Annotated in this window: 9 protein-coding genes; 5 read left to right on the forward strand and 4 right to left on the reverse strand. The window is 44.8% G+C overall.

Annotated features, from left to right (window positions below; genetic code table 11):
- The 5 genes from QUA23_RS22495 to QUA23_RS22515 form a co-directional block, all read left to right on the forward strand.
- A partial coding sequence (locus QUA23_RS22495; RefSeq protein ID WP_445243515.1) for a WD40 repeat domain-containing protein occupies nt 1-454 on the forward strand: 454 nt, incomplete at its 5' end.
- 1 nt (nt 455) lies between these two features.
- Entirely contained in the window at nt 456-2324 is a 1869-nt protein-coding gene (locus QUA23_RS22500) for a WD40 repeat domain-containing protein (RefSeq protein WP_333110521.1), read from the forward strand.
- Nucleotide 2325: 1 nt separating this feature from the next.
- On the forward strand, nt 2326-4302 hold the full coding sequence (locus tag QUA23_RS22505; protein ID WP_333110524.1) for a hypothetical protein: 1977 nt from the start codon (nt 2326-2328) through the stop codon (nt 4300-4302).
- Entirely contained in the window at nt 4299-5423 is a 1125-nt protein-coding gene (locus QUA23_RS22510; RefSeq protein WP_333078177.1) for an ATP-binding protein, read from the forward strand. Before QUA23_RS22505 ends, QUA23_RS22510 begins: the two co-directional genes overlap by 4 nt.
- A gap of 282 nt (nt 5424-5705) precedes the next feature.
- Nucleotides 5706-6287, forward strand: coding sequence for an HAD family hydrolase (locus tag QUA23_RS22515; RefSeq protein WP_333078179.1), 582 nt, complete (start codon nt 5706-5708; stop codon nt 6285-6287).
- A 15-nt stretch (nt 6288-6302) separates the two neighbouring features.
- Here QUA23_RS22515 and QUA23_RS22520 read toward each other — a convergent pair whose 3' ends face one another.
- The 4 genes from QUA23_RS22520 to QUA23_RS22535 form a co-directional block, all read right to left on the reverse strand.
- Nucleotides 6303-7532, reverse strand: coding sequence for an ATP-binding protein (locus QUA23_RS22520; RefSeq protein WP_333078180.1), 1230 nt, complete (start codon nt 7530-7532; stop codon nt 6303-6305).
- Between the two features lie 6 nt (nt 7533-7538).
- The gene (locus QUA23_RS22525; protein ID WP_333078181.1) at nt 7539-10466 is read right to left on the reverse strand and encodes a PAS domain S-box protein; all 2928 of its coding nucleotides are present in this window, start codon (nt 10464-10466) and stop codon (nt 7539-7541) included.
- A 104-nt stretch (nt 10467-10570) separates the two neighbouring features.
- The gene (locus tag QUA23_RS22530) at nt 10571-11860 is read right to left on the reverse strand and encodes an aminopeptidase P N-terminal domain-containing protein (protein ID WP_333078182.1); all 1290 of its coding nucleotides are present in this window, start codon (nt 11858-11860) and stop codon (nt 10571-10573) included.
- Nucleotides 11861-11991: 131 nt separating this feature from the next.
- Nucleotides 11992-12402, reverse strand: a complete 411-nt coding sequence (locus QUA23_RS22535) for a hypothetical protein (protein ID WP_333078183.1) — start codon at nt 12400-12402, stop codon at nt 11992-11994.
- Nucleotides 12403-12413: the final 11 nt, after the last annotated feature.

A 12413-nucleotide genomic window follows, 5' to 3' on the forward strand; every position in this document is an offset into this window, starting at 1 on the left:
TTCTGGTTCGTGGGACAACACCCTTAAAGTCTGGGATTTAACCACGGGAAACGAACAGTTTACTCTCACTGGTCACAGCGACTTAGTATATGCAGTAGCCGTCACTGCTGATGGCAAGCGGGTGATTTCTGGTTCGTGGGACAACACCCTTAAAGTCTGGGATTTAACCACGGGAAACGAACAGTTTACTCTCACTGGTCACACCAGCTCCGTGAATGCAGTAGCCGTCAATGCGGATGGCAAGCGGGCAATTTCTGGTTCGTGGGATAGCACCCTGAAAGTCTGGGATTTGTCGAGTGGAAATGTCATTGCCAGTTTCACGGGTGAAAGTTCGATCGCCTGTTGCGCTATTGCACCCGATGGAGTCACAATTGTGGCAGGCGACGCATCGGGCCGCGTATATTTCCTGCGACTAGAAGGGATTACTGAGTATTTAGAACAGGAGATGGCGTGAGATGGGAGAATTTGCTGACAAGTTAGCGGCTAAACCACTTTCATATCAACGTGCTTATCTGGGCCGCTTACTGCCAAATTATGTCAAGTCAGGTAATTTAGAAAAGTATTATCAAAAACTGACAGATTTTAACTTCCTGATGGCAAAGATTCAGCATCCTGAGTTTGGAGTACAGGCACTTATTGATGATTTTAATTTAGTTGACGATTCAGAAGCATTAACTCACCCAGAGTACAACCCAGAAAAAGCGAAAGCCCTGGACTTGATTCAAGCGACATTGTGGATGTCAGCGGATATTTTGGATCGAGATAAGACTAAACTGGCGGAACAATTGTTAGGGCGCTTACTGTACTTTGAAATGCCTCAAATTCAAGCAATGCTGGAGGTAGCCAAGCAGTGGAAAGCAGCACCTTGGTTGCGTCCTTTGACACCCTGTTTAACTCCGCCTCGCAGGGGATTGCTACGCACCCTCAAAGGTCACAACAACTCAGTCAATGCAGTCGCCGTCACGGAGGATGGCAAGCGGGCAATTTCTGGTTCAGATGACAACACCCTCAAAGTCTGGGATTTAACAACTGGAAAGGAAGAATTTACTCTCAAAGGTCACAGGAACTCAGTCAATGCAGTTGCTGTCACGGAGGATGGCAAGCGGGCAATTTCTGGTTCAACAGACAAAACCATAAAAGTCTGGGATTTAACAACTCGAAAGGAACAGTTTACTCTCAAAGGTCACAGCTACTCAGTATATGCAGTTGCCGTCACCGAGGATGGGAAACAGGCGATTTCTGGTTCATTTGACAAAACCATAAAAGTCTGGGATTTAACAACTGGCAAGGAAGAGTTTACTCTTGAAGGTCACAGCTACTCAGTAAATGCAGTAGCCGTCGCGGAGGATGGCAAGCGGGCAATTTCGGGTTCTTTGGACAAAACCCTCAAAGTCTGGGATTTAACCACTGGAAACGAACAGTTTACTCTCAAAGGTCACAGCTACTTGGTAAATTCGGTAGCCGTCACGGAGGATGGCAAGCGGGCGATTTCTGGTTCGTGGGACAAAACCCTCAAAGTCTGGGATTTAACCACTGGAAAGCAACTGTTTACTCTCGAAGGTTACGGCTACTTGGTAAATGCAGTCGCTGTTACTGCTGATGCCAAGCGGGCGATTTCTGGTTCGTGGGACAACACGCTCAAAGTCTGGGATTTAACCACTGGAAAGAAACTGTTTAATCTTGAAGGTCACAGCAAATCGGTATATGCAGTTGCTGTCACGGAGGATGGCAAGCAGGCCATTTCTGGTTCAGATGACAAAACCATCAAAGTCTGGGATTTAACCACTGGAAAGGAACAGTTTACTCTCAAAGGTCATAGCAACTCAGTAAATGCAGTTGCTGTCACGGAGAATGGCAAGCTGGCAATTTCTGGTTCGTGGGACAACACGCTCAAAGTCTGGGATTTAACCACTGGAAAGGAACAGTTTACTCTCGAAGGTCACAGCAACTCAGTAAATGCAGTTGCTGTCACGGAGGATGGCAAGCTGGCAATTTCTGGTTCAGCAGACAACACCCTTAAAGTCTGGGATTTAACGACTGGAAAGCAACAGTTTACTCTCGAAGCTCACAGCAATTCAGTAAATGCAGTAGCCGTCACTGCTGATGGCAAGCTGGCAATTTCTGGTTCAGATGACAACACCCTCAAAGTCTGGGATTTGTCGAGTGGAAATAATGTCATTGCTAGTTTCACGTGTAAAAGTTCTATCACCTGTTGCGCTGTTGCACCCGATCGACTAACAGTTGTGGCAGGCGACGAATCCGGCCGCGTATATTTCCTGCGACTAGAAGGGATTGCTGAGTATTTAGAAAAGGGGATGACGTGAGATGGGAGAATTTACTGACAAGTTAGCGACCAAACCACTTTTCTATCAACGTGCTTATCTGGGCAGCTTACTGCCAAATTATGTTAAGTCAGGGAATTTAGAAAAATATTATCAAAAACTGACAGATTTTAACTTTCTGATGGCAAAGATTCAGCATCCTGAATTTGGGGTACAAGCACTTATTGATGATTTTAACTTAGTTGAGGATTCAGAAGCAGTAATTAACCCAGAGTACAACACACAAAAAGTGAAAGCCCTGAACTTGATTCAAGCGACACTGTGGATGTCAGCAGATATTTTGGAGCGAGATAATACCAAACTGGCGGAACAATTGTTAGGGCGCTTGCTGTACTTTGAAATGCCTCATATTCAGGTAATGCTGGAGGTAGCAAAGAAGTGGAAAGCAGCACCTTGGTTGCGTCCTTTGACACCATGTTTAACTCCCCCTCGCAGGGGATTGCTACGCACCCTCGAAGGTCACAGCAACCCAGTATATGCAGTCGCTGTCACTGCTGATGGCAAGCGGGCAATTTCTGGTTCTTTTGACAACACCCTCAAAGTCTGGGATTTAACCACTGGAAAGGAAGAATTTACTCTCACTGGTTACAGCAAAGGGGTATATGCAGTTGCTGTCACTGCTGATGGCAAGCGGGCAATTTCTGGTTGGTGGGCAAACACCCTCAAAGTCTGGGATTTAACCATTGGAAAGGAAGAGTTTACTCTCAAAGGTCACAGCAAATTGGTATATGCAGTAGCCACCACTGCTGATGGCAAGCGGGCAATTTCTGGTTCAGATGACAACACCCTCAAAGTCTGGGATTTAACAACTAGAAAGGAAGAATTTACTTTCAAAGGTCACAGCAAAGGGGTATATGCAGTAGCCATCACTGGTGATGGCAAACGGGCAATTTCTGGTTCAGATGACAACACCCTCAAAGTCTGGGATTTAAACACTGGAAAGGAAGAATTTACTCTCAAAGGTCACAGCGACTCAGTATGTGCAGTAGCCGTGACGGCTGATGGCAAGCTGGCAATTTCTGGTTCAGCAGACAACACCCTCAAAGTGTGGGATTTAACCACTGAAAAGGAACTGTTTACTCTCACTGGTCACACCGAATTGGTAAAATCAGTGGCCGTCACTGCTGAGGGCAAGCTGGCAATTTCTGGTTCGTGGGACAGCACCCTCAAAGTCTGGGATTTAACCACTGGAAAGGAACAGTTTACTCTTAAAGATCACGGCAACTCGGTACAAGCAGTATCCGTCACTGGTGATGGGAAACGGGCGATTTCTGCTTCATGGGACAACACCGTCAAAGTCTGGGATTTAAACACTGGAAAAGAACAGTTTACACTTGAAGGTCACAGCAATTGGGTAAAAGCAGTAGCCATCACTGCTGATGGGAAACGGGCGATTTCTGGTTCGTGGGACAAAACCCTCAAAGTCTGGGATTTAACAACTGGAGATCAACTGTTTACTCTCAGTGGTCACAGCAAATCCATAAATGCATTCGCCGTCACTGCTGATGGGAAATGGGCGATTTCTGGTTCGTGGGACACCACCATAAAAGTCTGGGATTTAACCACTGTAGATGAACTGTTTACTCTCACTGGTCACAGCAAATCGGTAAATGCAGTCGCCGTCACTGCTGATGCCAAGCGGGCAATTTCAGGTTCATCGGACAACACCATCAAAGTCTGGGATTTAACAACTCGAAAGGAAGAGTTTACTCTCACTGGTCACAGCAAATCGGTAAAAGCAGTAGCCATCACCCCCGACGGCAAGCGGGCGATTTCTGGCTCTTTGGACAACTCCCTCAAAGTCTGGGATTTGTCGAGTCAAAATATCATTGCCAGTTTTACAGGTGAAAGTTCGCTCGCCTCTTGCGCTATTGCACCCGATGGAGTCACAATTGTCGCAGGCGCTCGCTCCGGGCGCGTATATTTCCTGCGGCTAGAAGGGATGGAGGAACTAACATGAATTCATCACCTCTCTCAACTCCCATCTCTACCGCTGCTTACCCAAGGGAATTTCAGCAACTCGTGCGAGAAAAAACCGAGAATTTTGCAGGCCGCAAATTTGTTTTTTCTGCGATATCCGACTTTCTGAACTCCCACAGCCGCGGTTATTTCACAATTGTCGGCACTCCCGGCTGCGGCAAAAGTTCCATCCTCGCCCAATATGTCACCGCCCATCCTCGCAGTATCTATTACAACGCTGCTGTGGAGGGCAAAAATCGAGCTGAAGATTTTCTCGCTTCTGTCTGCACTCAACTGATTGACAAATACCTTGCCGCCAATGGGGAAACATCCCAAATCCTCAAGCTCAAATCTCAACTGCAAAATCTCGAATCCGATGATGGGAGTTGGTTTCTGTCTTTGTTGCTTCAGCAAATTAGCGATAAATTAGCCGATCGCCAAAAGTTGATAATAGTCATTGATTCTGTAGACGCGATCGCCCGCACGAGTCAGCCTCCCAGCACAAATCTGTTTTATCTGCCGAGATATTTGGGCGATCGTACTTATTTTATCCTCGCCCGCCGCCCATTTTTGAGAGAAAAATCCGGTTTGTTAATTGAAACGCCCTCTCAAACTCTCGATTTAAGAGATTATCCCGCCCAAAATCGCGAAGATGCCCTGAACTACATTCAGCAATACCTATCAACCGCACCGGATTTAACTGCACCGGAATTGGGCCAACAACTCGCAACTGTCAGCGAAAACAATTTCATGTATCTGAGTCAGATGTTACCTGCCATTAACGAAAATTCACACCCCGATGCTAATCTGGGGGAGTCCTTACTTGTCTCTGAACTTCCTCCCGGTTTAGCAGCGTATTATCAAAACCACTGGCTGCGGATGATAGGTGATGCTTTATCGGCGATCGAGTTGTCTGTGCTGAATGTTTTGGTACAATCAACAGCAAGTTTATCTGTAAGTGCGATCGCCAATATCATTGATCGGGATGAATACGATGTTGAAAAAGCATTAGACAATTGGATCGAGTTCTTAAATAAACAAGAAATTGGAGGAGAAATTTGCTATAGTTTGTATCATAATAGTTTCCGCGAATGGCTGGAAAAACAATCTATTTTAGAATGACGCTCGTACCTATATTTTCGCTGTGCCACCCTATAGTCTTCTTTGTCCAGTCTTTCCGATCCCCCCTAACCCCCCTTAATAAGGGGGGGACAAGAGTAGTCAAAGTCCCAAGCGGAAAAAGAGGAGGACTGGAACACTCAAAGTCCCCCTTATTAAGGGGGATGTAGGGGGCTCTAGACTCGACTATAAACGATAGATACAAAGGTTTTTAGGCTTAAGTTAACACCGACGAACACTGCCACATCCTCACCCTAAACCCAATTTTCAAGCAACAATACAACAATGAAACGAGCAGTATTTCTTGACAGAGATGGCGTTCTCAATATCGAAGCCGGCTACATTCACAAAGTAGAAGATTTGCATTTAATCCCCGGAGTCGCCCAAGCTGTACGCCGTTTAAATGACCAACAAATATTTTGCTGTTTGGTTTCCAATCAATCCGGCCCGGCGAGGGGTTATTATCCTGTTAGCCACGTTGAAGCTTTGCACAAACGCCTGTGTCAGTTATTAGAAAATGAAGCGGGAGCCAAGTTAGATGCTCTTTATTACTGTCCTTATTTAAGCGCAGCCGAAGGCGGAACCAACCCAGAATTTACGCGATATACAACGTGGCGAAAACCAAATACAGGGATGTTGGTAGCGGCGGCTTGGGAACAGGATTTAGATTTGCGAAATAGTTTTATGGTCGGGGATAAAGCCACTGATGTTGATATGGCTCACAATGCCGGCTGTACTGGTATTTTGGTGCAGACTGGTTACGGAGAAAGCGTGTTGAGTGGGGAGTATCAGCACCATACTAAACCGGATTTTATTGCAGCAAATTTATCCGCGGCGGTGGAGTGGATTTTGCAACAATTTGATTAGTCTTTGTAGTGGTATTTAAGTTGTTTCTCGTTGAGTCTTAGAGGAAAGTGCTACGTAAGGAAGCGCGACTGTGAAGGTTGTACCGATGCCCATTATGCTTTCGCAGGCGATCGCGCCTCCTTGCAATTCCACAGCTTTTTTAACAATTGTTAATCCCAAACCGTTACCTTTAATCTTCCCAGTATTCTTGCAGCGGTAAAACATTTCAAATATTTTCCCTACTTCAGTTTCCGGGATGCCGATACCTTCGTCTCGGATGCGGATAATTAGTAAGGGAGAGTTAATATTGGTAAAGTATGAATTGGAAAAGAAAGAGTGAGGAGACAAGCAGAAAATAGCTTCTTTGTCTCCTTCGCTTGCTGGACGGCATTCCAATTCCAAGGTGACTTGCCCGCCGTTGGGGGAATACTTGATGGCGTTGACGATTAAGTTAGAAATAATGCCGTGCAGCAATTGTTGATCTAATATTGCACTCGTAACATCGGACGGGATTAAGGTTAGTTTATGTTTGGCTTCATTTCCTAACTGCAACTGATCGAGCAAGTCTTGACAAAATTCGACTAAATTTATCGGTAATGGATTGCATTTGAGTTTGCCTGCTTCTGCTCGACCCATGAACAGCATATCGTCGATTAGCTGGTTCATCTTTTGGGTAGCTGAGTGCACCAGCCGCAGGGTTCTCACTTGGGATTCGTCACTGCTGCGAGTTCGATCGAGCTCTAGGAGTTCTGCAGAGATTAAAATCGCGTTGAGCGGGTTGCGCAATTCGTGAGCGGCCATTGAAATATACTGGTTTTGGCGGTGCGATTTTTCTTCCATGGACTCTCTGACTGCTTCCGAGGCTTTGAGAGCTTCTCGCATCTTTGTTTCGATTTCGTGTCTATGCAGGGCAATCTCGATCGCCACCCGCAAATCATTTTGTTGAAATGGTTTGATAATGTAACCGAATGGATCTGTAAGTTTCGCTCTTTGCAGCGTTTGATCGTCGGCATAAGCTGTTAAAAATACTGTCGGCACATTCCTATTAGTTCGGATTTTTTCTGCCGCTGTTACTCCGTCCATGTCACCTTTAAGCACGATGTCCATCAACACCAAATCGGGCGGGTTTTCTATAGCTTTTTGAATTGCTTCTGCTCCTGAAGAAACTGTAGCTGTTACTGCATATCCGAGTTTTTTTAATCGACCTGCTATGTCTTGGGCTACAATAACTTCGTCTTCTACAACCAAAATTTTTATAGGGTTCATTTTTCCTTAAATGCGCTGCCGATAATTTAACTGTTTAAAAACTAGAGTGTAGCAGATCCCACACTTACTGTCAATTGCAATAGTTGCCTCTAATTGATAAGCCAACATTCTCACTAATCGCAATCCTAATGTTTCAGTATTTTCTACGTCAAAATCAGCCGGAAAACCGCTACCGTTATCTTGAATAATTAATTTAAATTGCTGTGAATTTATTTCACAAAAGTTAACAGTAATTAAACCAGTTAAACTTTTAATAAAAGCATATTTTAAGGAATTAGAAACCAATTCGTTAATAATTAAACCGCAAGGAATTGCTGTTTCTATGTTTAAATAAATGGGGTCAACGTTGAGATTGAATTGGATGGCTGTGTTGCCACAACCAAAAGATTGATACAAATTAGCAATCAAGTTCTCGACGTAGGGGGGAAGGTCGATGCAATCGAGATGTTCGGATTGATAAAGTTGCTCGTGAATCAAAGCCATTGAATGGATGCGGGTCTGGCTTTCTTCAAATAAAGTTAGCATTGCTTCGTCTTCAATGTATTGAGCTTGAAGTTGCAGCAAGCTGGAAATTACCTGCATATTATTTTTGACTCGGTGGTGAATTTCTTTGAGCAATACTTCTTTTTCGCGGAGTGCTGCTTGGATGCGGGCTTCGGTCAATTTGCGATCGCTGATATCTTCACCAATACCCGCGATGCGGTAAATTTTGCCCGCTTCGTCATAAATAGAAAAAGCTCGATCGCACACCCAGCGCATTGTGCCGTCTGGCCGAAAAATCCTATATTCGGTACTGGTTGACTCGCCCTGCAACACTCGCCCCATTGCCTCTTCCAACAAATGTTTATCTTCTGGATGCACCCACTCCATCATTTTTAAGGGTTCGGCATATAATTCTTCGTGGCTGCGCCCCCAGATGTTTTCGTAAGCTGGACTCAGATACAATAAATCGGTGAATTCCGCAGACATCAGCCAGAAGGAATCTTGGATATTTTCTGCTAGTTGGCGGAAGCGTTCTTCACTTTCACGGATGGTTTTTTCTGCCTGTTTGCGTTCACTTATATCTTCTGCAATGCCAACGATACGGTAAACTTGACCAGCTTGATTTCTAATCGGAAAAGCCCGAGCGCGAATCCAGCGGATTTTGCCGTCCGGCCTGACAATGCGATATTCGATCTCCTCTTCTGAATCAATTTCTTTAGTGAAGCTAGCAATAATGCGGTCGCGATCTTCAGGATGGAAGGACTCTGTAAAAAAGCGATCGTAAGCATACAAATCAGCACAGCTTCTGCCCCAAATTTTTGCATAACCAGGACTGATATAAATAAGTTCCAGGGGTTGAACGTTTAACATCCAAAACACGCTTTCAATGTTTTCTGCTAGCTGTCGGAACCTTTCTTCGCTCTCTTTCAGTGCTGCCTCAGCTTGTTTTCGATCGCTAATATTTTCTGTCACTACTACATTGTAAATTGCCCCGCTCAGCGGTTCTTGGATTAGCGATACTGTAATATTTACCCAAACTACAGTGCCGTCTTTGTGCACCAAGCGTTTTTCCATTTTATAACTGTCAATTTCCCCGGCAAATAATTTATTGTTTTGTTCTAAGTCTGCATCTATATCTTCTGGGTAAGTAACGTCCATCCAAGTTCGCGACAGCAGTTCGCTCGCAGTATATCCCACTATCTCGCAGAATTTTTGATTGACTCGCAAATAGCGGCCTGTTTGGTCAGGGTGGGTAATGCCGACTGCCGCTTGTTCGACGGTTGCCCGAAAGCGTTCTTCGCTATCTCTGAGGGTTGCTTCTGCTTTTTTGCGATCGCTAATATCGCGCTGCACCCCAAAATACCCCAGGATTCTGCCGTGGGAATCGTAAATGCAAATATAGTCGCCTTCCACCCAAATTAGATCCCCGTTAACCTTGCGATTGTCATTTTCGATATGAATTCGACCTTCATCAAAAAATTGCTTGATTATCTCTCTGCAGCCAGTAAAGTTGCGGGAGAATAAAGAGTCAAGCGTGTAGCCAATAAACTCTTCCCTAATACCTCCGTATTGAGCTATTAAAGCATCGTTTGCCTTCGTTACCCGCCCGTGAGTAAATACGTAATCCAAAACTTTTTCTTTGTCAACTGTATCGTCCCAGTGCACCGGTTCCTCCAGCATCATAAAGAAAAAGCCCTCTAAAGATTGAGAAAAAAACATTTCTAGCTGTTCCTGGCTTTCCCGCAGAGCTTTTTCGGCGCGCCAGCGAGAGAGAATTTCTTCCTGCAATTGATTGTTGGCTGTTTTCAAGTCTTCAGTGCGCTTTTGATATTTAATTTCTAGCTGATTTTTTATTTCTTCCAGCGCTATTTCTGCCTGTTTTTTTTCGGTAATATCTTGAGTAACGACCATTCCGGCAAAAATTTCTTCCCGGTCGTTTTTGACGGGAGCAATTGTTGTGGAATAAACGCGATTGCCGTATTTATATTCAAAAGTATTCTCTTTTCCTGCCAAAGCCGCGCGATATGTAGTCTCAAAAAGTGGCAAATCTTCAGGTGGCGATACTTCCCACAATGTTTTGCCTTCCAACTGTTCTTTGGACAAACCAACTACTGCCAACCCTTGGCCGTCAACCAGAGTATAGCGCAAATCGCGATCGAACAAAAACACCGACCCATTCGGATAATGTTTGATGAGAGTTCGGTACATTTCCTGGCTTTTTTCCAGAGATGCGATTAACCGAATGCGATCGTCCTCGGTGATATCAAATTCAGTTGCGCAGCCCGACAAGCCAGCATTATCCACTGCTTTGACTTGTGCTTCTAATTTCTGGCACAATTCTCTCTGTTGGTGCAAATCCTCTTCAAGTTGCCGAATATTTGCTTTTTGCTCTGCTACTAATGCTTCGCAGGTTTCGAGAGGTCGATCGATCTGGGTAGGATCAATACACATAAGGGCTCTAGGTTTGGCAATTGCGGACTTGAGCTTTTTCAAGTTAATACTAACAAAGCTCAAGCCTTTACTGCATTAGCCAAAGTTTTTCTTAACTTCTTCCTTTATTTAGGAACTCCCGCCGTCAAGACTTCCTGGCCCTCAAGTGTCACCAAAACATCATCTTCAATCCTCACGCCAATACCGCGCCATTTTTCAGGAACCTCCGGCTGTCCTTCAACCGGTTTAATATAAGGAGAAATATAAATCCCCGGTTCCACCGTCAGCACTTGTCCTGGCTGCAAAACTTGCGGATTTTCGCCGTACTGATAAACGCCGACATCGTGCACGTCCAATCCCAGCCAATGACCAGTGCGGTGCATATAAAATGGCTTGTATTTCTCTTCTTTAATTATCTCTTCAATGTCCCCCACCAAAAGTTTTAAATCCATTAAACCTTCCACCAAAACGCGCACTGCTGTTTCGTGAATTTTGCTGTAAGGATTTCCCGGGTATACTTGACTAATTGCCTGCAATTGTGCTTGCAAAACTAAGTCATAAATTATCTGTTGTTCGGCTGTAAATTTGCCGCTAACAGGAAAGGTGCGAGTAATATCGGCGTTGTAGTAGCCGCAAGCACAACCGGCATCTATTAGCAACAAATCGTTTTCCTGCATTTGGCGGTTGTTTTCGATGTAGTGGAGGACGCAGGAATTGTAACCTGATGCAACAATTGAAGGGTAAGCGGGAGTGCAGCCATTTAAGCCAAAAGTATGTTCTATTTCAGCTTGAATTTCATATTCGTATCTGCCGGGTTTGGCGAATTCTTGGGCGCGGTTGTGCGCTGCAACTGAAATATTAGCCGCTTTTCGCATTAATGCTAATTCAGTTTCGCTTTTCACCAGGCGCATCGGGTGTAAAATGATGTTGGAATCTTCGATTGCTGTGGGACCTGTGCCGCGTTTCGGGTAGGTTGCCATCAAGCGCTGCCAGTGATTGAGGACTGTTTGATCGAAACTACGATCGCGCCCGAAGTGATAGTATATGCGATCGGCTTTTTCTAAATATTTCGGCAGTTTTTCCGCAAGTTCGGCGATGGGGAAAGCTTCATCCGCGCCGTACAATTCCTTAGCGCCTTCTACTCCGGCACGATAACCGTGCCAAGTTTCTTTTTCTAAGTCTTTTGGCTGCACAAACAACACAAATTTGTGTTCTTCGTGGTGCGGCGCGAGCACTGCTACCGCCGCAGCTTCATTGAAACCGGTTAAGTAGAAAAAATCGCTATCTTGTCGGTATGCGTATTCTACATCGTTGTGCATGACGGCTGCGGGCGCGCTGCGAAATATCGCCGTCCCGCTGCCAATTTTTGCCATTAATTGTTCGCGTCTTTGCCGATACTCGGTGGGGTTTGTCATTCGATTTTAGATTTTAGATTTTAGATTGAGTGTAATATTAACACTCGGAGGTTTCAAGCGCTGCTTGTCAGACTTGCACCCGCAAGCCCAGGGTTGAAGATATAGGCGATCTGTTTTTTTTGTTTGTCTACTTATTTATTCTCTTGTTCTGCGATCGCCAATTGACAAGTATAGTCAACCAGCCGAGACAAAGATGAGTGGCCATCGACTAAAGTCCATTTCGGAGAGAAATTCGACCAATTTTCGCCATCTTGGCTAACTCTGACAGTTCTCAACTGTCGTTGCTGACAGTCAACTTCCATTTGCGCCAACAATTTATCGTTACTAAACTGTTGAGTTACTAAAATAGTTCTGACTGGATAAGAGGGAGCACCGGCAATATCGGATTTGCTTAATTCAACGCTGCTGGAGTCGATGCAAATATCTACAAAACATCTTGATTTTTCGGCGCGGGCGCTCAAAGTATTGAGGGAAACAAAAATCAAAGTTGCTATTAAAAAAAATGACAAATTCTTAGTATGTATGGCAAATGTAGTATTCATCTGCGTTAATT

The sequence above is a fragment of the Microcoleus sp. Pol1C5 genome, from assembly GCF_036701115.1.
GTDB lineage: Bacteria > Cyanobacteriota > Cyanobacteriia > Cyanobacteriales > Microcoleaceae > Microcoleus.